The 24,764-nt window shown below is 39.1% G+C and carries 18 protein-coding genes and 1 pseudogene; 10 read left to right on the top strand and 9 right to left on the bottom strand.

Annotated elements, in window-relative coordinates; translation table 11 throughout:
* Positions 1–32: 32 nt before the first annotated feature.
* Both NV377_RS05380 and NV377_RS05375 read right to left on the bottom strand, forming a co-directional pair.
* Positions 33–1,240: pseudogene (locus NV377_RS05380) on the bottom strand (IS110 family RNA-guided transposase).
* Positions 1,241–1,605: 365 nt separating this feature from the next.
* Complete coding sequence (locus NV377_RS05375; protein WP_258200124.1) at positions 1,606–1,779, bottom strand: DUF4083 family protein; 174 nt, start codon at positions 1,777–1,779, stop codon at positions 1,606–1,608.
* A gap of 497 nt (positions 1,780–2,276) precedes the next feature.
* Here NV377_RS05375 and NV377_RS05370 point away from each other — a divergent pair, with 497 nt between their 5' ends.
* The 7 genes from NV377_RS05370 (at position 2,277) to NV377_RS05340 (ending at position 12,365) form a co-directional block, all read left to right on the top strand.
* Positions 2,277–2,663, top strand: coding sequence for a hypothetical protein (locus tag NV377_RS05370; protein ID WP_258200123.1), 387 nt, complete (start codon positions 2,277–2,279; stop codon positions 2,661–2,663).
* 650 nt (positions 2,664–3,313) lie between these two features.
* Positions 3,314–4,036: a YebC/PmpR family DNA-binding transcriptional regulator gene (locus NV377_RS05365; RefSeq protein WP_258200122.1), complete on the top strand. Its 723-nt coding sequence runs from the start codon at positions 3,314–3,316 to the stop codon at positions 4,034–4,036.
* Between the two features lie 74 nt (positions 4,037–4,110).
* Positions 4,111–5,016, top strand: coding sequence for an alpha/beta hydrolase (locus NV377_RS05360; RefSeq protein WP_258200121.1), 906 nt, complete (start codon positions 4,111–4,113; stop codon positions 5,014–5,016).
* Between the two features lie 411 nt (positions 5,017–5,427).
* Positions 5,428–9,096 (top strand): choice-of-anchor I family protein, encoded by a 3,669-nt coding sequence (locus NV377_RS05355; protein ID WP_258200120.1) that lies wholly within the window; start codon positions 5,428–5,430, stop codon positions 9,094–9,096.
* 179 nt (positions 9,097–9,275) lie between these two features.
* Entirely contained in the window at positions 9,276–10,061 is a 786-nt protein-coding gene (locus NV377_RS05350) for a hypothetical protein (RefSeq protein ID WP_258200119.1), read from the top strand.
* Positions 10,062–10,232: 171 nt separating this feature from the next.
* Positions 10,233–11,138: an NAD(P)/FAD-dependent oxidoreductase gene (locus NV377_RS05345; protein WP_258200118.1), complete on the top strand. Its 906-nt coding sequence runs from the start codon at positions 10,233–10,235 to the stop codon at positions 11,136–11,138.
* A gap of 303 nt (positions 11,139–11,441) precedes the next feature.
* Positions 11,442–12,365 carry a tyrosine-type recombinase/integrase gene (locus tag NV377_RS05340; RefSeq protein WP_258200117.1) on the top strand — a complete coding sequence of 308 codons (924 nt, stop codon included), beginning with the start codon at positions 11,442–11,444 and terminating at the stop codon, positions 12,363–12,365.
* Here NV377_RS05340 and NV377_RS05335 read toward each other — a convergent pair.
* Entirely contained in the window at positions 12,331–12,777 is a 447-nt protein-coding gene (locus NV377_RS05335; protein ID WP_258200116.1) for a thiol-disulfide oxidoreductase DCC family protein, read from the bottom strand. The genes NV377_RS05340 and NV377_RS05335 overlap by 35 nt on opposite strands.
* Before the next feature lie 168 nt (positions 12,778–12,945).
* Between NV377_RS05335 and NV377_RS05330 the strand changes: the two genes are divergently transcribed.
* Positions 12,946–14,037: a metallophosphoesterase gene (locus NV377_RS05330; RefSeq protein WP_258200115.1), complete on the top strand. Its 1,092-nt coding sequence runs from the start codon at positions 12,946–12,948 to the stop codon at positions 14,035–14,037.
* 51 nt (positions 14,038–14,088) lie between these two features.
* Here NV377_RS05330 and NV377_RS05325 read toward each other — a convergent pair whose 3' ends face one another.
* On the bottom strand, positions 14,089–15,294 hold the full coding sequence (locus NV377_RS05325; RefSeq protein WP_373425792.1) for an MFS transporter: 1,206 nt from the start codon (positions 15,292–15,294) through the stop codon (positions 14,089–14,091).
* A gap of 211 nt (positions 15,295–15,505) precedes the next feature.
* Between NV377_RS05325 and NV377_RS05320 the strand changes: the two genes are divergently transcribed.
* A complete protein-coding gene (locus NV377_RS05320; RefSeq protein ID WP_258200114.1) occupies positions 15,506–16,312 on the top strand; it encodes a helix-turn-helix domain-containing protein in 807 nt (268 codons plus the stop codon).
* An 80-nt stretch (positions 16,313–16,392) separates the two neighbouring features.
* The gene (locus NV377_RS05315) at positions 16,393–16,593 is read left to right on the top strand and encodes a hypothetical protein (RefSeq protein ID WP_258200113.1); all 201 of its coding nucleotides are present in this window, start codon (positions 16,393–16,395) and stop codon (positions 16,591–16,593) included.
* A 49-nt stretch (positions 16,594–16,642) separates the two neighbouring features.
* Here NV377_RS05315 and NV377_RS05310 read toward each other — a convergent pair whose 3' ends face one another.
* The 5 genes from NV377_RS05310 to NV377_RS05295 form a co-directional block, all read right to left on the bottom strand.
* A complete protein-coding gene (locus NV377_RS05310; RefSeq protein WP_308860053.1) occupies positions 16,643–21,799 on the bottom strand; it encodes a beta strand repeat-containing protein in 5,157 nt (1,718 codons plus the stop codon).
* Between the two features lie 118 nt (positions 21,800–21,917).
* Complete coding sequence (cydS, locus tag NV377_RS25900; RefSeq protein ID WP_373425791.1) at positions 21,918–22,025, bottom strand: cytochrome bd oxidase small subunit CydS family protein; 108 nt, start codon at positions 22,023–22,025, stop codon at positions 21,918–21,920.
* Positions 22,026–22,030: 5 nt separating this feature from the next.
* Positions 22,031–23,044, bottom strand: a complete 1,014-nt coding sequence (locus NV377_RS05305; RefSeq protein WP_258200112.1) for a cytochrome d ubiquinol oxidase subunit II — start codon at positions 23,042–23,044, stop codon at positions 22,031–22,033.
* An 11-nt stretch (positions 23,045–23,055) separates the two neighbouring features.
* Entirely contained in the window at positions 23,056–24,381 is a 1,326-nt protein-coding gene (locus NV377_RS05300; protein ID WP_258200111.1) for a cytochrome ubiquinol oxidase subunit I, read from the bottom strand.
* 80 nt (positions 24,382–24,461) lie between these two features.
* A complete protein-coding gene (locus tag NV377_RS05295; protein WP_258200110.1) occupies positions 24,462–24,590 on the bottom strand; it encodes a hypothetical protein in 129 nt (42 codons plus the stop codon).
* Between the last annotated feature and the right edge of the window lie 174 nt (positions 24,591–24,764).

Genomic DNA, 24,764 nt, shown 5'->3' with positions numbered 1-24,764 from the left:
TGTATTTGGAAGGTTATACCATTGGTTTCATATTAAGCAGTTCGGAATGTTTTTTTGTTTTTCATGATGGCATATACCCAATGCACCAATTTATTGGCACATGCGACTAGAGCTACTTTATGTGGTTTTCCTTCGGCTCTCTTACGATCGTAGAATTCTTTGATTCGTATATTACGAGCGCGAATTAATCCGCATTGGACAGCCAAAACCAGCGCGTAACGCAACTGCCTGGAACCACGTTTCGTGATTCGATTTTGAGTTGCTGTAAACTTGCCTGAAGCAAAGACACTTGGATCAATGCCTGCAAAGGCGACTAGCTTTTTAGGATGATCAAATCGGTCGACTTCTCCAATTTCAGATAAAATTGTTGCCGCAATTTTATGCCCAATACCGGGAATCGACTGAATTAATTCATATTCTTCAATGTCTTCAGCCAGAGCTCTATGTTCTGTTCCAATCCAGTAAGATGCTCTTGGTACTGAAGAATGAGGGTAATAAGGACTTTCAAATTGATTAAGTGGCTGGCATACATGGTTTGCTGAAATGGGTTTTGTTTTGCCGCATCTAGCAGCCGTTGCACCCGTTGGTTAATCCAGTCCTCTGAACGCCCCCGTTTTGAAGAAAGTAGTTCTTTCATCTTAGACTTGAGTGTGTTTTCATCCGTCTGTAATACTGAATATGAGGTTGGAAATTCACTTAAAAATCGTAATGAAATACCGGAATACATAGCTCCAAAGACGCCTTTGTAAGCAGGGAAAACCTGATCTAAAACAGCTTGGAATTGTAGTTTAGTTTGTACACACATCTTTGAAAGAGACTCATATTGTCTTGTAAGATAGCGCAGATTGAGAAGTTGCACACCTCTTTTCTTAAATGGTTCAAATTCTTCTTTGTAGTACAGCTCTCCCAATAGGTAAGCGTCAGCAGCATCCGTCTTTACTTTACGAAGTTGAGACTTCCTAAGCCGATTTGAGATGAGCGGATTAATAACAATATAAATATATTGATGTTCCTCTAGGAAATGAACAACGGGACTTTGATAATGACCGGTTGCTTCTAGAATAAGCAAAGGACGTTGTTGAGATGCAAATTCAACTTCTGTTAAAACTTGAAGGAGATTTGCTAAACCATCTCGAGTGTGCTCGAAGTGGAATGTCCCTTGGAATGGCTTTCCGCGCTCTAGAAAGGCTTGTCCATGGCTTTCTTCTTTAGAAATATCTAGACCGATAACTGGATTCATTTTATCTCTCCCTGTAAGTTTAGATTCACCGGCATCCCCTAAGGTTTTTCTTATCGCTCCATAGCATCGCTTGTTATACGGGATCACACGTCCCAACCAGCCTCAATCATGGTCATGACAAGTAGGGGTGAACACTATAGCTCTCGGGATCAAGTCCCACGGGCAGGAACGTTCGACCAGGCTATCTTAATCCTCTATGCAAATGAAAAAAGGATCAACCAGAAAGAACTGGTTAATCTCATAATACGAACGGGCAGGATAGTTCAACAAGATAAGTGGAGGTTTTATGTCGCATTTGACACAAACTGTGCAGGAAGTAAATAAAAAAGATGCTCTATACGCACAGAGCATCGCAAGGTCTAAGTTTATTTAGATTGCTTCTCAAGTAAAGCAATAATTCTATCTAATTTATTGTTTATCTCGACTGAAGTATTGTTTGTTACCTTAATATTAACAAGCAGTCTCCTGATAAAGAGAGTGATATGCATAGAACCTATAATTAGTAGGGAAATTCCAATAACACTTCTAATAAAGTCCATAAATATAATTATCTCCTATCTTTTTTTGGATAATTATACCACAAAAATAATATAAAGTGTGTCACAGTTCGACGACATTGTGTAATAAATGAAAGCGTGCCTGTTCAACTAACGGGGAACGATAGTCCAATTCATCAGCGGTAGTCTAGGGCTTTATTCTCTTTCAGAAAAAATACGAAATAATAATTATGTAAACTTCATATTTAGTTTAATCGAATACTTTCTTGTAAGTTAATTCCAATATTTATAAATGTAAATGATTCAAAGTATCAAATATATGGGTTGGAAATGAGTATTTTGAGTTCGTACGTATAAAGCGAAAAGATGGCGGTGGCTGGATTCAAGATTGGACTACAAAATATAATAATGGACATCGAGGTTTAATTGGATTTGCATTAGAAGTCGAAGACATTCAAGCTACCTATAGTAAACTACTTGCTCAGAAAGTAGATATTTCACCTCCAGAGCCTCTGAAGTTCCGCTGGTTCTTCAATCTTTTGATCAAGACAATGCCTTGGCGTAACGCCTATCTGCCTGCATTCCAAGGAGTACCATTTCAATTTTTCCTTCAGCAAATGAATGATGAGAAAGCAAAGCAATTTATGCAGCAATATATGGTTCCAAACAGCAGAGAAAACATGATAAATTCCATTGCAGAAGTGAACATTTATGGGCAATTATCGACGAAAGATAAGGAAATTATATTTGCATTATTCGAAAGTGTTAAAGAGAAAGATGAAGTATTAATGATCAAGATGGAAGATCAGACGATTCAATTCATTCAGTCTGATACATATAAAGTTGAAGTGATTTTAGAGTGTAATACTATTGATTATTCAGGAAAAAATGTAGAGTTTAATAATCTTCTTATTAATAATAGTTAGAAACAGTATCGTACTATAATACGTTAATAAAAATACGTTAATAAAATATGTGCTGTAAAAGTGATGATTGTTGTACGGAACAATAGTTATGTTAACTGTGTTACAACATCATATTATTGAATGAGTAGAACTCTTAATTTAAGAAAGAGACTGGTATGAAGCAAATTCTAGAAAAATTCTAGTCGTATTTAGTTCTACTGTAGTAGCACTTTAGACATTAACCGAAATATCAGTTCACATTAGGAAAAAGAATACATCCTCTGGTTAGGCGACCAATCGGGTGTAGCACTATGATGAAACTTTAAATATTAGCTGGCAATGACCTTGATCGAGGTCATTGCCTTTTCTTTTGCAAAGTTCTAACTGCATGAAACGAAAGTGGAACATTTATAATTAATACGTAAATATAATTATGTAAACTTATTTAATAAAAAATATAGTTTAACAGCAATAAACTACTTCTCTTCATATTGCAACTGTAGATAATCATTGGAACTATCTATAGAGAAAAAACTCAACTAATTAAAGGATTAGACACAAAGTACAAATAATAATTCAATAATTTATTCTTTACATTATAGATAGACTGTTATTTTACTATTGATATCAGTTATAATAGTAAAGAATAATAAGTAGAAAGTGGGAGAACCATGGGCCGCAAATGGAATAATATTAAAGATAAGAAAGCTTCAAAAGATGCAAACACTAGTAAAGTGTATGCTAAGTTCGGAATTGAGATCTATGTAGCTGCGAAAAAAGGCGAGCCAGATCCTGAAGCCAACCGTGCACTTAAAGTCGTGCTTGAACGTGCGAAAACATATAATGTACCAAAAGCAATTATTGATCGTGCATTAGATAAAGCTAAAGGTAGCTCAGATGAAGTGTTCTTTGAATTGCGCTACGAGGGTTTCGGTCCTAACGGCACGATGGTCATCGTTGATGCGTTAACGAATAATGTAAATCGTACTGCACCTGAAGTTCGTTCGGCATTCAATAAAAATGGTGGAAGTATGGGTGTAAGTGGTTCCGTAGCCTATATGTTCAATTCTACGGCAGTTATTGGCGTATCAGGTAAATCAGAAGATGAAGTAATGGAGTTACTGATTGAAGCTGATGTTGATGTTAATGATATTATTGCAGAAGATGATAATGTAGTAGTCTATGCAGAACCAGATCAATTTCAAGCTGTACAAGATGCATTTAAAGCAGCAGGAATTACTGAATTTAATGTAGCTGAAATCATGATGTTAGCTGCTAATGAAGTTGACCTTGCAGAAGATGCTCAAGCACAATTCGAGAAATTAATTGATGCGCTAGAAGATCTTGATGATGTTCAACAAGTGTATCATAACGTTAATTTTGACGAAGCATAGTTGCCTGTTTAGAAGCTATTTTAGTTTATTTAGCAGCATATAAGGATGCCACAAAAAGTTTAGGAGGGGCAAGTATGCATATTGAAACTATCCAATTATGGGATGATCAAGAGCATGTTACACTTACGTCATACGTTCCATATCAAGTAGGCAGTGATCAAGTTGGCCAACCAAGACCCGCGATTATCATTTGCCCTGGTGGTGCCTATCTATACACTTCTGATCGTGAAGCTGAGCCTGTAGCGTTGAGATTTGCTTCATTAGGATATATAACATTTGTGTTACATTACAATACTTACTATGGTGCAGCACCAATTCAACCTGCTAATCAACAAAATCCGAATGCGCTAGTTAAATTCCCGCAACCACTATATGACGTGGCTAAGGCTATTGCGGTGGTTCGTGATAATGCAGACAAATGGAATGTTCATGTCGATCAAATAGCTGTTGCTGGATTTTCAGCAGGCGGACATCTCGCAGGAAGCATTGGTGTACATTGGGACAAACCTTATGTTAGTGAACATATTGGCGTATCTGCTGAATATATTAAACCGAACGCACTAATTCTTGGTTATGCACTACTTGATAGTGTCATTTCTATGGAATTAATGAATGAAGAACAAACAGTGAAGTACAGAGATATGCTAGGACTTATGAATTCAGCTGTTCTTGGTTCGTCAGAGCAATCTCTTGAAATACTTGAAAGTTTTAGTCCTTCAAGGTTTGTAGGAGCACATACACCGCCTACCTTCTTATGGCATACTTCTGAAGATGATCTTGTTCTCTCAGCAAACTCATTGCAATTTGCGATGGGATTAGTGAAACATCGTATTCCATATGAACTTCATGTATTTGAACAAGGTGGACATGGTCTATCATTAGCTGACCGAACTACTGCTGCTAATGAAACTCAAATTAATCGTGCTGCAGCGAGTTGGATTACACTAGCTGATGAATGGCTACAAAGTAAATTCTCATAGAAGAGGAAGTTCAAAAATCGGAATTTGATAACGATGAGAATGCTAACGTAGCTTAGTTGGCATCGAAAAGAAAGCTTTCCTTGGGAAGTCCGGTATACGAGCACCAATAACGGACATTTTCGTTTCCTCTCCCTACAAGTAGCGCTCCATCTTCTTGGTTCTGAATGCCGGCATTTTGAACTTTCTTGAAAATAGGTAACTACCAACCTACAACTAAAGGCTGTCCCTAAAGTAGATCATACTACTTTAGGGACAGCCTTTTTTACATATTCTTAATACTATTAAGCTAATTAGTTAACAATTGATAGATATAATAAGACTCATCATACATAAAGATTATGCTTACGTTGCTATTTTTCGTTAGCTATGAACTGCTTCAACAAGTAAACAAAAAAATTTAGGAGTGGAATTATGGGAATCATTCAAGGATTCAAAAAGGTTACTAGTGGGTTAATTATTGCTTCAATAGTGTCTACGACTTTGGTACCAGCAGTAACAACAACGTATGCTCAAGCACTAGCAACATTGGGGACACCATATAACGAAGCTGGCGAATATGATGTCACAGTTCCGCATATTGTCATTCAGCAAATTTATGGTGCTGGTCTAAAAACTGCGACGGATAGCCTATTCTCTCATGGTTTCATCGAATTATATAATCCCACGAATGACGACGTAGATTTGAGTGATTGGTCACTACAATATTCGGATAGAGGCTCGAATGCTACGACTGGAGCAACAAACTCTTGGGAAATGTATCCGCTTGAAGGAACAATTCCAGCACATTCTTCTTACTTAATTATCGGTAAAGCAACGGGCGCGGAAGCTAAAACTCTTATTAAGGATCTTACAGATAAAGCCGATCACTCTATTAATCGCTTCATAAATAATAAAGGATTAAAAGTAGCATTAGTTCATAATACAACAGTACTTACTGAAATTAATCCATTTGATAATAAACAAGCAAGTTATGTTGATTTAGTGGGTTCAGGTAGTAATGATGATGGAAGTGACATTGATGGATATGAAACAGCCTATCCATCTGGAGATCTTGAAGGTACTTCAAAAAAGAAAGCTATTATCCGTAAATTAGGCCAGGATAACGATAATAACAAAAAAGATTTTGTACAGTTAGATTATAGTAGCATTTCTTCGACATTACTTGCTGAAGTTGCTCCGCGTGGCACTGTAGACGAAGCATGGACACCAACTTATCCACCTGCTGTTGAGGTCGAACCAGAAGTTCCAGTCGATTCTAATTTAGGGGAAACTTTGCTTGATTCTATTGCGATTAACAAAATCTCCGAATACAAAGTTGGGGTTACGAATGAAGATGGTGGCGTAGCAGAAATTGTAAAGTTTAATAAAGATAATGGGAAATTCTATCTTGTTAATGGCTCTACAAACCCTCCAAGCCTTGAAATTGTCTCACTTACTGAAGATGAGGCACTGACGCGCGAGAAGAGCATCGATGTACAACTATTAGCTGAACACGACGGCTTCCAATATGGTGATCTAACAAGTGTTAATGTGAACACTATTGTTAAAGAAGTTGTTGTATCTGTTGCAGAGCAAGCAAGTGATAAAGCAGGAAAAGTGTTAGTTCTTGATTATGATGGTAAGTTGCTTCGTGAATATGAGGTAGGGATTCAACCAGATATGATCACACGAACTACGGATGGTAAATATATTATGACTGCTAACGAAGGAGAGCCTCGTGATGCAGGAATTGATCCAAAAGGTAGCGTTTCAATCATTGACACAACTACTGGAAAAGTTAAAAATCTTTACTTCGATAATCCATCGATAATAGATGATAATGTTATTATTCGCGGTGCAACAGATTCGAATGGGAAGATAACTACTTTAGGATCAAAGGCAGATGCATTGTTCGATTTGGAGCCTGAATACATTACCATTTCTGAAGATGGAAACTACGCTTATGTAGCATTACAAGAGAATAATGCCATTGCAACAATATCAATGAAAACTCAATCTATTATTAGTGTTAAAGGGTTAGGTTATAAGGATCTATCGGCACCAAGTAATGCGCTAGATGTAGTCAAAGATGATAAGATATTACTTGAAAATGTTCCATTCAAAGGAATGTATATGCCGGACGGAATAGCATCATATACAATTAATGGTGTTAACTATATCTTTACTGCCAATGAGGGTGACGCAACAGGTTGGGATAATCGTTCGAATGAGAGTAAAGTTAGCGATTTGAAAGCTTCATTAGATTCTAGTTCTGCTGCAGCACAATTTCTTGCTAATACAAAGACTTATGATAAATTAGAAGCTGCAAGCGGTATGCCAAATGATAGCATTTACTTATACGGTGCTCGATCTTTCTCAATCTGGGACAGCAGTACAATGGCACAAGTATATGATTCTGGCAGTGAATTTGAACGCGTTGTAGGACAACGATTACCTGAATATTTTAATGTCAGCAATAGTAATACAACATTAGATTCACGCAGTACTAAGAAAGGTCCAGAACCTGAAGACGTGAAAATTGGTAAAGTTGGTTCGCAGCTTCTTGCTTTTATCGGTTTTGAACGTGTTGGTGGTGTAGCAGTATATAATGTAACAGAACCGAGTAATGCGCACTTTGTGAATTACACGAACACACGTGATTATACTAAGGGACTAGATACAGATAGCGCACCGGAAGGATTAGAATTTATTAGTGCGACAGATAGTCCGACTCGCAAGCCTATCTTACTAGTGGCGCATGAAGTTGGTGGAACGGTAGCTGTATATGAGTTAGATGTTGCGACGTACTCATTTAAATCAAATAGCTATTCTTATCAACAAGGAGCAACAGTGACACTAGTTGACCAATTAGAGGGTGTTACTAATGTTGATACTGATGTTGTGTGGTCAAGTTCGAACACAAACGTTGCTACAGTTGATGAAGCAGGCATAATAAAGTTGAAGAATGCAGGAACGGTTACTATAACAGCAACATCACAAGATGGGTACTCAGAAGCGACAGCAACAATAGAATCAAAACGTAACAATAGTTATGTAAACAATGGTGAAATTGAAACACCTAGTGAAAACAACAAACCTGAAATTGTCAATGATAGTGCCAACAATCGTTCAGTCGTAACATCATCATTCAATACACTTAATGCGATAACAGGAACTTCGATTGATATCGTTACTAATGAAGCTACAATTACTTTGGATAAACAAGTATTGGCTGATCTGCAGAAAAAATTGAGTTTAACAGGGACTGAAAAGTTAGAAATTGAAATCACTTCAGATGCAACCGGTTCGATTACAATTACTGCTAAAGTAGATGGTAAAGAAGTTACATTGCCACTAGACGTAACACTTTCATACTCTTTACCGACTGCAAACTCTAGTATTGCAGGATTAGTGATCTTCGAACAATTAGCTAATGGGAAATTGATTGAAATTAAAGATTATAATTTCGATTCAATAAAACAACAGATCATTCTTCCAAGTGTAACAAATGGTAAGTATATGATTACTTATACTGATCTAACATTCTCAGACTTACAAGGTAATGACGTTAAGACGGCGATTCAGTACATGCTAGCAAGAAACTGGATCAATGGAGTAAGTGAACAAAGCTTTGCGCCTAAGGGAGAATTGAGTAGAGCACAACTTGTTACGATCTTAGCAAGAATAGCTGGAGCAGATCAGAAACAAAACTCAAGTACGAAATTCACAGACATAAATAATAATGCTTATTATGCAAATGGCTTGAATTGGGCGGTTAATCAACAGATAGTGAATGGAATATCTGCTACTCAGTTTGGTCCTCAGCAGCAAATTACGCGTGAGCAGATGGCAGTATTCATGTACAGATTTATGATGCAACAAGGATTTAATAAACCAACGACTTCGAATAATGAAATCATCTTTGAAGATAGTGCTCAGATTGCTAGCTATAGCTTTGAAGCTATTCAGTACTTAGCTAGTCTAGGAATTATACAAGGCTATGCTACATCTTCTGGAAATCTAGCGTACAAACCACAACAAGCTTTAACAAGAGAAGAAGGTATGCTTCTACTTTATCGAATGATGCAAATAAACAAGTAGTAACGCCTGGATTGTTACCATTGCAGTACGAAAAGAGCCTAATATTAGGCTCTTTTTTATATATATCAGTTATACTACTTACAACTTAGGAGGGGATGGGTTACACTGAATATAAATGGTAATATTTAGCGGTATTATTGAAGTTTATATACTAATTCTAGTGTAAAATAGGTGGGTGTATGATGGACTACAGAAGAATTAGCTTAAATATTATTTATGGTAGCTTCATATTATGGGTGTTGGGTTTTATTTTAAGTCAGCTTGTATTCATACTTTCATTTCCAATGTTAATGGTCTATTTAATGATTTATCCATACGGTGCTATATTATTGGCAATAGTCTTACTAATTGCAGGTGAAAAGTGGTTATCTGAAGAGAGAATTATGGCATTTGTTTTGCTTATTCCAATTATGATATTAATAGTTATTCCTTATGCTCAAAATCAAATAAATGTTCATTTGTTGGAACCCAACATTCAAAAGATTGAATCTCATATTGACTATAGGTATCTTAATTTCTATCCAAGCACCTTAGACAATTCACCACAGTTAATAGAATATGATCGAGATAGCAAATTGTTAACTTTGAATATGATTATTGTACCTATGAAATTTACCGATAGTGTAAAGGGATGGGAAGCAATGAAAGTGGAAGATTATCCTAGTTACTTTATAAATCTTCTGAGAATTCACTATATTCGTGTTGCAGAAGATTTAGAAGAAGTCACATTAAAAGCTGATAATCTTATTATAAATGGCTATTGGGGGGATAAAGTAATTATACAGAGTTATTTCAAGAAAGAAGATAATAAATATATACTAGTAGAACCATATCCAGATTTGGCTTTAGTGGGCGAAAATAATAAATGGTATTTAGAATATGAAGTTGATAACGTTAAGTCTAAAGTTTTTGTTTTGAATCGATCAAGCGAAGACTTCATAAAAAAAATAGAAATACTAAATTAAACTAAAGATCTTATTAAGGCAGCCAAGTTTATCTTGGCTGTTATTTTTTTGAGTAAATATACTAAGTTGAAATAGAACAACCAAGTTGACTGATCGCTATATAACATATATAATAGATACATAATATCTGTAATTGTATAAAAACAATTAAAATGCAAAGGATGAAGAGACATGAAAAAATATGATTGTATCATTGTGGGAGAAGGGCCAGCTGGTTTAAGTGCTGGTCTTACTCTAGGAAGAGCGCGAAGAGAAGTTGCAATATTTGACGATGGAACGAATAGAAATAGAGTTACGCAGGAGTCTCATGGGTTTCTAACGCGAGATGGGATTAAACCACAAGAATTTAAAGAGTTAGGGCTAACGGAATTGGAGAAATATCCTTCGATATCACAATTTAATACAACAATTACGGAGATCTTCAAAGATAATGAACATGAGAGTTTTACTGTAAGAACAAAGGATGGACAAGATTTTCTTACCGATAAGCTAATTTTAGCTACTGGTATTCAAGAGCATTTTTCTGTCCCAAGTGTGAGAAATTATTATGGTATGAGTATTTTTAGTTGCCCTTATTGTGATGGCTGGGAACTGCAGGATAAACCCTTAATTGTGATGGCAGAAAAAGAAGAACAAGTGCTGCACATGGCTAAGTTAGTATACAACTGGTCGAAGGATCTTACTGTCATTACGAATGGATTCAAACTTTCTGAAGAAGCAACTCAACAACTGCAACAACGTAATATCATTATTAACTCAGATCAGATAAAGAACTTACTTGGTAATGGTGGAATTCTAGAAAAAATTGAATTTGTGTCGGGAGAAACATTTGAATGTTCAGCTGGCTTTGTTGTCCCATCTTTTTATCGCCCAAATCAATTTGCTGAGAAGCTCGGTTGTGAAATAGAAGAAAACGGAATGGTTGTAACAGATGGTGCAGGAAGAACAACAATTAATAATATTTATATTGCTGGAGAAACGGAAAAGTCCGGACCATCATCATTACTTATTTCAGCAGGAGATGGCAGTAAAGCTGCGTTCTCTGTAAATGCTGATTTAACCATGGAACGATTTTAATAATAAATTACTTTAATATAGTTCATTTTTAACCTTAGAGGTCAAATACTCATGAGTATTTGACCTTTTTTTCGTTATTGATTTTAAAGGATAGTAAAACATCGTAATTGGTAATGTTTGGTTAGATATAGACGACATTATATGCTACAATAAGTGCGCAAAACTCATATTTTGCGCACTTTTGATTTAGAACGACTTTAATAGAGTTAGTCGAGTAAGTATAGGTGATATTCGACAATAAAAACTCTCAAATATTGTTAGAATTGACTAGTTGATTACAACATGGGCGGAGACGATGACGGAATGGAACATGATGAATATATGATGGCATTCAAGTTGTGGATGAAGCAAGCTGGGTATACAGACACAACGAAGAGAGAATATGAGCGCGAGGCATTTTCATTTCTTGAGTATATTGAAGAGCTACCCTTGCAGAAAATTAAGAAGCTGACTGTCGTAAGTTATCTCGTTCAACATAAAGAGCATGTGTCAGAAGCTACTCGTAATCGAACACTTGCTGCATTAAGAAGTTTTTTCAAAGCAATGAATGATTTTGAAATGATGCAATGTAATCCAGCGTTAGATGTTAAAAAATCAAAAACAGAAAAAAATGTACTACCTGTATATTTGGAGCAGGATCAATTACAGAGTACGATGAATTATATTGAAGGAAAATATAAAGAGAGGAATCTGGCTATATTTTTATTAATGGCTTATTCAGGTTTACGTGTAGGTGAAGTTCATCGCTTGAATATAGCTCATTATCATATTGAGAAAGGTTCTATTACTGTTCTCGGGAAGGGGCGGAAATGGAATGAGATACCACTCACTGCGGAAGTGAATACTTACATGCAACATATTATGGAACAGAGACTAACTCCCTATAAACAAAAAGAAGACGCCTTTTTCGTATCTCAGAAAGGGCGTCGATTATCAATTAGGCAAATTCAAAAAATAATGTCGATGATGTTTCAAGCAATGAAAGATGATTATAGTGAGTTACGACATTTGAAATTATCATGTCATAAACTTCGACATTCGTTCGCTACTCTAATGTTACGAAACCAAGTTGATATTAGAATCGTAAAAGAGTTAATGGGACATACATCGATCGAGACTACGATGATCTACACACATATTCAGGATGATGATAAGAAACAAGCGATTTCCTCTATTCAGATTCCTAACATACCTAATCTAGAAATCGTCGACGTATCTCGGGTGTAGGAAGTAAGCAAGATTGTTGCTTTCCAAACCAACGATAGCGATTTTTCGCAATGAAGCGATAAACTGGATTGCGAATAAATGTTGGAATGATCGTTAGAAGATAAAATAGTTTCCAAGCGCCATCTAAATATTTCGTTACGCGGATGGCGCCAGAAGAGTATAAATAAGCTTTATTATTGTCAATACAGATAAGACTGTCCACGTTAGAAGGTATGTTAAATTGTTGGATAAGAAGTTGACCTAGCTCACCTTCAATTGCAGCATATGATACTTTAGCTGTTCGATCACGAGCAATGATCCATTGTGTGGCACCATTACAAAATGAACATTGACCATCATAAAGCACAATTAATGCTGGTATATTAGGTTGAGCCTCTGTTTTAATCGTGTGGGGGAGATCGGTTGTCATCATAACTTTACTCCTTTCACAATTTTAATTGTATCTATTAATGTAGCTATTCTATATGTCCACAAATGAAAAGGTTATTGATACGTAAAGAGTTAGTAGTAGTAATCTGTTATTATGTAGTGTATGTGAAGTATATCACAATGTTTCGTATTAGAAAAGGAGACAAACAAATTGATCATCGCATTTATAATTGCACTGCTCTTATATGGTTTATTAGTATTTTATATTGGGTGGAGTGGATATCGCGGTTTTGGTTTGAAGGGTAACCGTTGGTTCTTAGCCTGCTACAGCATTATTCTTATCGTTTTATCTACGTCATTTATTATTGGAAGATTAGGTAATGGATCAGCGGTCTTTAGTATTATCGGCAATTATTGGTTATCTATATTTGGATTATTGTTACTAACATTGCCAGTCGTACATATTGTTATGCTGATTATGAGATTTACGAAAATTGACCGCAATCGAACGCGTGTGGTTGCTACAACTCTTGTACTTGTTATCGTATTGGGAACGTTAATGTATGGTAGTTATCTCGCTTATACTCCTAAAGTAACGGAATATAATATTGCAGTACAAAAGACTGGTAGTGAAGATTTGAAAATTGTTATGCTTTCTGATACTCACTTTGGATACTTATCTGGCATAAAGCATGCTAAGCGATTAGTTGAAGAAGTAAACCAGCTAGATGCAGATCTTATTCTTATTCCTGGAGATATTATTGACGATGACTTAGCAATTGTAGAGAAGAAAGGTATTTTTGAAATATTAGCTGGTTTGGAGAGTAAATACGGAGTATTCGGCTCTCTAGGTAATCATGATAAATATCGTGGTCAAATGGATAAGCTTATTGCATCTATTGAGACAGCTGACATTGAACTATTGTATGATGAAGTTTTTCTGTTAAATGATGAAATATATATCGTGGGAAGAAAAGATAAGTCCGAGGAAAATCGTATGGCTACGGAAGAACTGGTGGCTGGACTAGATCAAAGCAAGCCGATTTTCTTGTTAGATCATCAGCCATATGAATTTGCTGAAGCTGATGATGCAGGAATCGATTTGCTAGTTGCAGGGCATACCCATAAAGGTCAAATTGCTCCAGGTAATCTCATAACGAATCGACTCTTCGAGAACGATTATGGATACTTGCAAAAAGGTAAACTTCATACGATCGTTTCATCGGGATATGGATTTTGGGGACCACCGATTCGTCTTGGAAGCCAATCTGAAATTGTAGTTATTAATGTAGATTTCGAATAATTAAAAAGCCGGTAGAGTAGGAGAAACCTATAATCTACCGGCTTATTTATTTTACACAGTTTTCTCATCAGTCTTATAAATGATAAGCACTAGAATAAATCCTATAAAGGCAAGAGCAGAGGCCAACCAAGGTAATCCTTCCAGACCTACAATAGTTATGACAAGACCACCAAGATAAGCTCCAATTGCATTTCCTAAGTTCAAGAACGAATGATTGGAGGTAGCGACTAACATTGGAGCTTCGCTCGCAAGAGTCATCGTGCGAAGTTGAATTCCTGGCATAATACTAAAGGCTGCTGCGCCCCATACGAACAATGTAATAATTGCTAAAATAGGATTTTGTAATGTTACAGTAAAAATGGCAAGAACGATACTCAGAATCGCATAATTAACAATAAGATAGGGAGTTGTTTTCCAGTCAGCGAGTTTTCCACCGATAAGATTACCAATGGTAACTGACACACCAAACAATACTAAGATCCAAGTTACACTGTGTTCTTGGAAACCACTAATTTGTTGCAATATGGGTGAGATGTACGTGAATAATGCAAACAGACTAGCACAGCCAAATAATCCAGCCACTAATGTTAATAACACCTGTGGTTTCATAACAGCATTAATTTCTTGCATAATACTTACATGCTGATTTTCTTTAATTGAAGGTATATACTTCGCTATACCTAGTAAAGCAATAAATCCTAGAATAGTGATTACACCGAACGAAGCTCTCCAACCAAATTGTTGACCGATAAATGTACCGAAAGGAACACCTACAATATTTGCTATAGTTAGTCCGGCTAGTACTAATGCTACCGCACTACCTTTTTTGTGAGGAGCAACAAGATGTGTTGCAATTAATGTACCTGCCCCCAAAAATGTTCCATGTGCTAGAGCTGTCATTATACGAGCTATAATAAGCAAAGTATAATTAGGTGCGATCATAGATAAGCCATTTCCAAGAATGAAAATAAACATAAGTAATACTAATAATTTTTTCTTGGCGATCGAATGGGTAAGGATCGTCAATAAAGGTGCGCCAAACGCAACGCCCAATGCATAACTTGTAATGATTTGGCCAGCTTTTGGGATCGAGACGTTCAGATCATTAGCAACATTAGGCAGTAAACCCATGACTAAAAATTCTGTCATTCCAATAGCAAACGCCCCAATAGTTAACCATATTAATGAAATGGGCATTTTCTCTTTCTTTGCAGTCCCAATTTCAGCAGAAACCACTGCTGCAGTAGTGTTACTCATAAATGTAAACTCCTATCCAATCCATATTCTCTCTATGTGAAGCTAATTTAGCATAAGATGATCTACGATATATTACAATGCAACATCTTGGTTTCCTTTCAAATAATGTGATATATCTTGCTTTCTGAAGATGAAATGTAACGTAGCTTTATGTATAATAATAAATGGCTTACTTTTTAGAAAATATCTTTTCACAGAGAGATTACAGAAAATGACAAATGAAAAATTATTGTATATTGGTAGAATTATTGAAAGAACAATTTGGAGTTTTCCAAGTCATCATCATCCGAATTGGAGTGAAGTCATATTCGTAGTTAAAGGGGAAGGTGTCGTTACAATAAGTGGGGAACGTTATGCTGTTCAAGAGGGCGATCTACTTGTATATAATCAAGGGATTATCCATGAGGAATATTCATCAACGACCAATCCTCTTGAAACCTATTATTGTGGTATTGCACATCCCAATCGATCATTATTAATTCCACTTGAGAATAGACCAATTATTAAAACCAAAGATAATAGATCTACGATTGAGGCACTGTTTTCACTCATATATGAGGAATCGCAACAACAAAGAGAAGAGTTTCAGGAAGCTTCACAATATTTATTAATGACATTAATGATATGGGTGAAAAGATTGTCTGAACTCGAGCAATCAAATAAAATGTTGGATAGAGATTCTGAATCATTAGCCATTAGAATTAAAGAATATTTAGATTTGAATTATTTACGTCACATTTCGTTAAATGATATTGCGAATGCCTTTCACATGAACTCCTTTTATTTGTCGCATGTGTTTAGGAGTAAATATAACGACTCACCGATAAATTATATTTTGAATCGAAGAATGGGAGAGGCAAAGCAATTACTTGTTCAGACTAAAATGAAGGTATCAGAAATTGCTCAAGTACTAGGTTATGAGAACACTAATTACTTTACTATATTGTTTAAGCGAATTATGGGAGAGTCACCTAGTCAATTCAGAAAACGAGAATGGCAAGAACGTATTAATTTGTGAAAAGTGTAGCTGATACTTGTTGAAATTTAATATAATAGTGACATTGAAAGTAATTGATAAGAAAGTATGGTGCGAATTTTATGGAGGCAACAATTACTTGTAAATCATGTGGTTCAGTTATTCCTGATTTAACGGATATATGCCCGACATGTCATATTAGATCACCTAAGAAGATGAGCGAGAAGAGAAGGCTAACGTTTTTTCTTTCTTTAGTTATTGGCATTATTATTATAGTTGTTGTACCTATGGTTGCTTCACTGCTTTGGATGCAATCTAACTAAACAAAGGTAGATCAGTGGGTAATAGCACTGATCTACCTTTGTTTTTGAATTAAGTGATTCGATGAATTGACCATATTTGCCCAACATTTGAGCCAGAACCCAAATTGAGAGTTATAGTAATCCCTGAATTATCGTAGAATACCGCAAGTTGATCGCCAGCAGAGAGATTTACTTCAGTATTAATAATAACACTACCGGACGCGAGTAAAACCCGAATAGACAATAAAAGTAGGATATTTACATCTAAAACAGGGAATGGACTTCGTGCAAGATCCGATGTAGCCGGTGAAATTCTTCTTAACACAATTGCTGGTGTATTTCCTGAACCTAATTGAACGCCGATCGAGACAGTTGTTGCATATGATATTACAACACTAACCTGATATCGCCCTGAAACAGGGACAGTATAAACTCCGGTCGTTGTATTAAAATCAGCAGAAGTATAGTAAGGATCTGCTGATAACCAGTTTCCAATTTGTGCACCTGCACTAATGTTAGTAGCTGCACGATTAACTGAAATTCCAGTACTCATGATATTGGGACCGGTCGCACCAGTAGGTCCGGTAGGACCTGTAATTCCTTGAATGCCTGTCGTACCAGTGGGTCCAGTTGGACCTTGAACTCCAGTAGCACCGGTAGGTCCGTTGATTCCTTGGATTCCGGTTGCTCCAGTAGGCCCGGTAATTCCTTGAACCCCGGTTGCTCCCGTAGGTCCCGTAATACCTTGGATGCCTGTAGCACCGGTAGGTCCCGTGATCCCTTGAATTCCAGTCGCACCAGTAGTACCGGTAATTCCTTGGATTCCAGTAGCACCAGTAGGTCCCGTGATTCCTTGAATGCCTGTTGCTCCCGTAGATCCCGTAATACCTTGGATGCCTGTAGCGCCGGTAGGACCAGTGATTCCTTGAATTCCGGTAGGACCGGTAGGACCTGTAATTCCTTGAATTCCAGTAGCTCCTGTAGGTCCCGTAATACCTTGAACTCCAGTTGCCCCAGTAGCACCAGTAGGTCCCGTAATACCTTGAACTCCAGTAGCACCGGTAGGTCCGGTGATTCCTTGAATACCAGTAGCGCCGGTAGGCCCGGTAATTCCTTGAACTCCGGTTGCTCCCGTAGGTCCCGTAATACCTTGGATGCCTGTAGCGCCTGTAGGTCCGGTGATTCCTTGAACTCCAGTGGCACCGGTAGGTCCAGTTGCTCCTTGGATGCCTGTAGCACCAGTAGGACCGGTGATTCCTTGAATACCAGTAGCGCCTGTAGGTCCCGTAATACCTGGAACTCCAGTTGCCCCAGTAGGACCAGTGATTCCTTGAATGCCTGTAGCCCCTGTAGGTCCGGTGATTCCTTGAATGCCAGTAGCTCCCGTAGGACCGGTAATTCCTTGAACTCCAATAGCGCCTGTAGGCCCAGTGATTCCTTGAATTCCAGTGGAACCGGTAGATCCAGTAGCTCCTTGTTCACCAGTCGCACCGGTAGGTCCAGTTGCTCCTTGAACTCCGGTAGCACCTGTAGGTCCAGTGATCCCTTGAACTCCAGTGCTACCAGTTGGTCCCGTAATCCCTTGAATGCCTGTAGCTCCCGTAGGACCTGTAATACCTTGAATTCCAGTGGCACCGGTAGGTCCAGTTGCTCCTTGAATTCCGGTAGCACCGGTAGGACCGGTAATTCCTTGAACTCCAGTGGCGCCTGTAGGCCCTGTAATTCCTTGAATTCCTGTAGCACCAGTAGGTCCCGTGATTCCTTGAAATCCAGTAGCGCCCGTAGATCCAGTTGCTCCTTGTTCACCAGTCACACCCGTAGGTCCAGTTGCTCCTTGAATGCCTGTTGCGCCGGTAGGTCCCGTAATACCTTGAATTCCGGTAGCACCGGTAGGACCTGTAATTCCTTGAATTCCTGTTGCGCCTGTAGATCCGGTGATTCCTTGAATGCCTGTAACTCCCGTAGGTCCGGTAATTCCTTGAATGCCTGTTGCGCCAGAAGGTCCAGTAATTCCTTGTTCACCAGTCGCACCCGTAGATCCGGTGATTCCTTGAATACCAGTAGCGCCAGTAGATCCAGTAGATCCCGTAGGTCCCGTAATACCTTGAACTCCAGTGGCACCAGTAGGTCCCGTAATACCTTGGATGCCGGTAGCACCGGTAGGTCCAGTGATTCCTTGAATTCCTGTAGCACCAGTAGATCCGGTGATTCCTTGAATGCCTGTAACTCCCGTAGGTCCGGTAATTCCTTGAATGCCTGTTGCGCCAGAAGGTCCAGTAATTCCTTGTTCACCAGTCGCACCCGTAGATCCGGTGATACCTTGAATACCAGTAGCGCCAGTAGATCCAGTAGCTCCTTGTTCACCAGTCGCACCCGTAGATCCGGTGATTCCTTGAATGCCTGTAGTTCCCGTAATTCCTTGAATTCCGGTTGCTCCAGTTTGTCCTTCGATACCTGTAACCCCAGTAGGTCCAGTTGCTCCTTGGATGCCTGTTGATCCAGAAGGTCCCGTTGGACCTTGGATACCAGTAGCTCCTGTAGGTCCAGTGATCCCTTGAATACCTGTTGGTCCGGTAGGTCCTTGTATTCCAGTGGCACCAGTAGGTCCTGTAATTCCTTGAATACCTGTAGCACCAGTAGGTCCAGTTGGACCTTGAATTCCGGTAGATCCAGTAGCTCCCGTAATTCCTTGAATACCCGTCGCACCAGTAGGTCCGGTGATTCCTTGAATTCCAGTAGCGCCAGTAGATCCAGTAGCTCCTTGTTCACCAGTCACCCCAGTGGGTCCAGTTGGACCTTGAACTCCAGTAGCACCGGTAGGTCCGGTGATTCCTTGGATTCCGGTTGCTCCCGTAGGCCCGGTAATTCCTTGAACTCCAGTAGCGCCTGTAGGTCCGGTGATTCCTTGTTCACCAGTCGCACCGGTAGGTCCAGTAATTCCTTGAACTCCAGTAGCTCCCGTAGGTCCCGTAATACCTTGAACTCCAGTAGCGCCGGTAGATCCGGTGATTCCTTGAATGCCTGTTGCGCCAGAAGGTCCAGTAATTCCTTGGATGCCTGTAGGTCCGGTGATCCCTTGAACTCCAGTGCTACCAGTAGGGCCCGTAATCCCTTGAATGCCAGTAGCGCCAGTAGATCCAGTAGCTCCTTGTTCACCAGTCGCACCAGTAGGACCGGTGATTCCTTGAATGCCGGTAGCACCAGTAGGTCCGGTGATTCCTTGAATTCCTGTAGCACCAGTAGGTCCGGTGATTCCTTGAATTCCTGTAGCACCAGTAGGACCAGTGATTCCTTGAACTCCGGTAGCGCCTGTAGATCCAGTAGCTCCTTGTTCACCAGTCGCACCGGTAGGTCCAGTTGGACCTTGAATTCCGGTAGATCCAGTAGCTCCTTGTTCACCAGTTGCCCCAGTAGGACCAGTGATTCCTTGAATTCCTGTAGCACCAGTAGGTCCGGTGATTCCTTGAATACCTGTAGCACCTGTAGATCCAGTAGCTCCTTGTTCACCAGTTGCCCCAGTAGGACCAGTGATTCCTTGAATGCCAGTAGCGCCTGTAGATCCAGTGGCTCCTTGTTCACCAGTCGTACCAGTGGGACCGGTGATTCCTTGAATACCTGTAGCCCCAGTAGGACCAGTGATTCCTTGAATACCAGTAGCGCCAGTAGATCCAGTAGCTCCTTGTTCACCAGTCGCACCGGTAGGTCCCGTAATTCCTTGAACTCCAGTTGCCCCGGTAGGTCCGGTAATTCCTTGAATACCAGTCGCACCAGTGGGTCCAGTAATTCCTTGAATTCCTGTAGCCCCCGTGGGTCCGGTAATTCCTTGAATACCAGTCGTCCCCGTAGGACCTGTAATTCCTTGAATACCAGTCGCACCAGTCGGACCAGTGATTCCTTGAATGCCTGTAGCGCCGGTAGTTCCGGTAATTCCTTGAATTCCGGTAGCACCCGTAGGTCCCGTGATTCCTTGAATACCAGTAGCTCCAGTTGGTCCAGTAACTCCTTGTTCACCAGTCGCACCGGTAGGTCCAGTAATTCCTTGGATGCCGGTAGGTCCAGTGATCCCTTGAACTCCAGTCGCACCCGTAGGTCCAGTTGGACCTTGAATTCCGGTAGATCCAGTAGCTCCTTGTTCACCAGTTGCCCCAGTAGGACCAGTGATTCCTTGATTTCCGGTAGCACCAGTAGGTCCCGTGATTCCTTGAATACCAGTCGCACCAGTAGGACCAGTGATTCCTTGAATACCAGTAGCGCCAGTAGCTCCAGTAGCTCCTTGTTCACCAGTCGCACCGGTAGGTCCAGTAATTCCTTGAACTCCAGTAGCACCCGTAGGTCCCGTAATACCTTGGATGCCGGTAGCGCCAGTAGGTCCGGTGATTCCTTGAGCTCCAGTCGCACCGGTAGGTCCAGTAATTCCTTGAACTCCAATAGATCCCGTAGGTCCCGTAATACCTTGAATGCCTGTAGCACCGGTAGGACCTGTGATTCCTTGAATGCCTGTAGCGCCGGTAGATCCAGTAACTCCTTGTTCACCAGTAGCACCAGTCGCACCGGTAGGTCCCGTAATTCCTTGGATTCCTGTAGCACCAGTAGGACCAGTGATTCCTTGAATACCAGTAGCGCCAGTAGCGCCAGTAGCTCCTTGTTCACCAGTCGCACCGGTAGATCCCGTAATACCTTGGATGCCGGTAGCGCCAGTAGGTCCGGTGATTCCTTGAATACCTGTAGCACCGGCAGGTCCGGTGATTCCTTGAACTCCAGTAGCTCCTGTAGATCCAGTAACTCCTTGTTCACCAGTAGCGCCTGTTTCTCCCTGAATACCCGTAGCGCCGGTAGCTCCAATTGGACCTTGTTCACCAGTAGCACCGGTTGCTCCAGTAGGACCTCCACCGGGTGGACCTGTCGGACCAGTAGGTCCAGTTGGTCCGTATGGTATTGGTTGACCTAGTACCGTAGCTAATTTTATTTGATAAACTTTATTCGCTTCTGTAACAGTTCTTATTGTTTGTCTAACACTTTCATTAACTTCTAGAATTTCCTCAATCGTAGAATATGTTGGGGTTTGACCTGGAATTGTGCCAAGTGCGTACTGAATTTTTTCGCCTTCTGCATTTAGTATATGGCTCAACCCGACTTCTTCAAGCGCAATTGATGCAATTACTGCACTGATTGCATCTTCTCTTGAGATAGAAAAGGGAGGGGTTATTGGGTAATCTCCATCTGCCACATCAATTCACCACCTGATATGCAATATAATTATAGGTATCCTATGACTATATTGATTGGGTTGTGATGAAATTGATCCAAATTATCGTGACATTAGTCTATAGTGCGTCAATGACAAGTTATTTCTCTTTCGTATTACCTAATGCACCCCATACAAAAAGAAAGATAACTGCTAATACAACAACGACCAGAGGTAGAACGAAAATAGTAAAATCATGAAAGTTCATTACGCTCATTCTCCTTTAACGTAAGAAGTATTGAAAAGAAATAGTCTCATTACTAAGTACAACGACGGAATAAGTAATATGAGCCCTAGAATAAATACGCCAACTAATGCCATAGCCATATTCTCATTCGTGAAGTTCTCATAGATCGATACATAAGGGTATAACACATATGGTAAATGTGCAGCTCCATATCCATAGAATGCAAATCCATACTGTAGCATTACAAATATGAATGACCAGCCAAGGTGTTTGTTTCTCCAAACAAGAGTAACCGCAACGATAAAACAGATCAATGATAGGACAAAGACCCATGCGATATCTAACATTTTATCGAAATGTTCACGATTATGATTGTAAATAGCAAAGAATACAAACAAGCTACTTAGAATGGTTGGTAAACTCCAAACTAAACCATAATTACGCACTACACGATAAGCTGCTACATCTTTTGCTTTGTCCGCATAGTATGTGAGAAACATTGCAGAAATGTATAACACACTAACTAATGCTAATATAACTACGCTCCACGAATAGGAACTAGTGAAAAGCTTTTTCGTAAGTAATATAACTTGGCCGTTAGCGTTAACCTCTATGTAGCCACCTTCCGATATGGTAAGTACTGTTGATAGGGCAGCAGGAATAAGCAGTCCGCTTGCACCATAAAGTAATGTATACCATGATTTAGTTGTAGTGCCATAATGATTGAAAGCGTAGTATGCTCCGCGAATGGCAAGTAGCACAATCCCAATACTTCCTGGGATTAGTAGAGCAGTTCCTAGATAGAAGGCGGTATCTGGGAAGAAGCCTACAATTCCAACAAAGAAGAAAACAAAGAAAACATTTGTTATTTCCCAGACGGGGGAGAGGTAACGATCTATTATGTTATGGATCAAATGTCTTGTTCCAGAAATCGTACTGTAATAGATGAAAAATCCAGCTCCAAAATCAATGGATGCTATAATCAGATATCCAAAAAGAAATGTCCAAAGGACAGTGATACCAAGTACTTCATAGCTCATATTATCACCCTCTAATTTTCATATAAGGCGAGTTCATCCTCTGCCTTATTATTACGAAACATTTTGACAAGTACTCTTGTTGAAGCAATCCCAAGCACAAGATACAGTAGAAAGAACAAGAGTAACATTAGATCGACATGATCAGATTTCGTTGCACCTGTCGCTGTTCTCATAATTCCACGGAGTATCCATGGTTGTCGACCGACTTCAGAAAATATCCAACCATGTTCTATCGTCAGAATGGCAATTGGAGCTGAGATAACGACACACCAGAGCAGCCATTTTCCATATATATTTCCTTTTTTTCTTACTAACTGAACGACGAAAAGGGTAGTTATTGCCGTAAGAATGGCAACATAACTCATTTTCATATCGAACAAATAATGGATCCATAAGGGAGCCCAGTCCTCTTCTGGAAATTGATCTAACCCTATGACCTCTGCATTAGGATTATTAAAAGCAAGAATGCTTAACCCATAAGGGATGGTTATAGCATTTTTAATATTATAATTTTCATCTAACGTTCCGCCGAATACATACGGAGCTTGTGTTGTAGTCTCAAAATGCCATTCAGTAGCAGCTAATTTTTCAGGCTGATAGATTGCAAGATATTTACCTGAAAGATCTCCTATTAAAGCTGTTGAAAGCATAAATACAAATGAACATATCATCGTTAATTTTAATGCTTTACGATGATATCTATGTTTTTGTCCTTTCAAATAAGCTAGCGCAGCGATAGCAGCAAGTATTAAAGCTGATGTCAAATATGCAGATGACAATACATGTGCTACCTTCGATGGCATTGCTGGGCTAAGCATTGCTTTGTAAGGATTAATGCCGACAATTTGACCATCCAAATATGTAAACCCTACCGGATAATTCATGAATGAATTAACAATGGTAATAAACAGCGCTGAAGCCGATGATCCAAGAACTACAGGAATTAGTAGCCAAAGATGCGTTGTCTTTTTCTTGAAACGATCCCAAGTATACAAATAAATACCGAGAAAAATAGCTTCAAAGAAGAAGGCGAACGTTTCCATGAAAAGAGGGAGGGCGATTGATTGTCCCGCTACTTGCATAAAGCTTGGCCATAATAAACTCAACTGTAAACCGATAGCAGTACCTGTAACGACACCAACAGCTACGGTTATGACATAACCTCTAGCCCAGCGACGTGCCATTAGTATGTATTCAAAATCGTTTTTACGTATGCCGATCCATTCAGCTAGACCAATAAAGAGTGGAACCCCAACACCTATTGTTGCAAAGATAATATGAAATCCTAAAGTTAATGATGTTAACATTCTGCTCAGTACTACTGGATCATAGTTCATATTGTTTTTCTCTCCTAAAACTTTTTGTTAGCTTTCTTATACTGCTTTTTATAAACAAAAAGTCACTTCGAAAGCGATGGCTACAACCATTTACGCAACAAGGCAAGTGACATAATGCCTGCAACAATAAAACATACCATTATCAATTTTTTCTCTTGGAATTGTATTTTTTTGTTTCTATTCTCATCTGACCACATTGAGTTTTTCATGTCGACTCCTTTGCATATTGGAATTAGTTACTTGTTGGTATATTCATAATGTTCCAATTGTTAGAAATTTTATGTATGTAAACTATATTTAAAAGTACTTGTCCAAAAAGTGGGCTTTAAGAACCGAACTTTCTCTAAAAAGCAAAAGAAGAAGACAGGAGATTAGTTCTCCTA

This window comes from Paenibacillus endoradicis (genome assembly GCF_024721975.1).
This window is presented reverse-complemented; position numbering and strand designations above follow the sequence as displayed.

Bases quoted from the DNA above. Each gene is read 5' to 3' on its own strand.
- NV377_RS05305 (WP_258200112.1), bottom strand. From the start codon at position 23,044: ATGAGCTATGAAGTACTTGGTATCACTGTCCTTTGGACATTTCTTTTT.
- NV377_RS05350 (WP_258200119.1), top strand. From the start codon at position 9,276: ATGATGGACTACAGAAGAATTAGCTTAAATATTATTTATGGTAGCTTC.
- NV377_RS05325 (WP_373425792.1), bottom strand. From the start codon at position 15,294: ATGAGTAACACTACTGCAGCAGTGGTTTCTGCTGAAATTGGGACTGCA.
- NV377_RS05340 (WP_258200117.1), top strand. From the start codon at position 11,442: ATGGAACATGATGAATATATGATGGCATTCAAGTTGTGGATGAAGCAA.
- NV377_RS05365 (WP_258200122.1), top strand. From the start codon at position 3,314: ATGGGCCGCAAATGGAATAATATTAAAGATAAGAAAGCTTCAAAAGAT.
- NV377_RS05360 (WP_258200121.1), top strand. From the start codon at position 4,111: ATGCATATTGAAACTATCCAATTATGGGATGATCAAGAGCATGTTACA.
- NV377_RS05375 (WP_258200124.1), bottom strand. From the start codon at position 1,779: ATGGACTTTATTAGAAGTGTTATTGGAATTTCCCTACTAATTATAGGT.
- NV377_RS05355 (WP_258200120.1), top strand. From the start codon at position 5,428: ATGGGAATCATTCAAGGATTCAAAAAGGTTACTAGTGGGTTAATTATT.
- cydS (WP_373425791.1), bottom strand. From the start codon at position 22,025: ATGAACTTTCATGATTTTACTATTTTCGTTCTACCTCTGGTCGTTGTT.
- NV377_RS05320 (WP_258200114.1), top strand. From the start codon at position 15,506: ATGACAAATGAAAAATTATTGTATATTGGTAGAATTATTGAAAGAACA.
- NV377_RS05300 (WP_258200111.1), bottom strand. From the start codon at position 24,381: ATGAACTATGATCCAGTAGTACTGAGCAGAATGTTAACATCATTAACT.
- NV377_RS05345 (WP_258200118.1), top strand. From the start codon at position 10,233: ATGAAAAAATATGATTGTATCATTGTGGGAGAAGGGCCAGCTGGTTTA.
- NV377_RS05315 (WP_258200113.1), top strand. From the start codon at position 16,393: ATGGAGGCAACAATTACTTGTAAATCATGTGGTTCAGTTATTCCTGAT.
- NV377_RS05295 (WP_258200110.1), bottom strand. From the start codon at position 24,590: ATGAAAAACTCAATGTGGTCAGATGAGAATAGAAACAAAAAAATACAA.
- NV377_RS05335 (WP_258200116.1), bottom strand. From the start codon at position 12,777: ATGATGACAACCGATCTCCCCCACACGATTAAAACAGAGGCTCAACCT.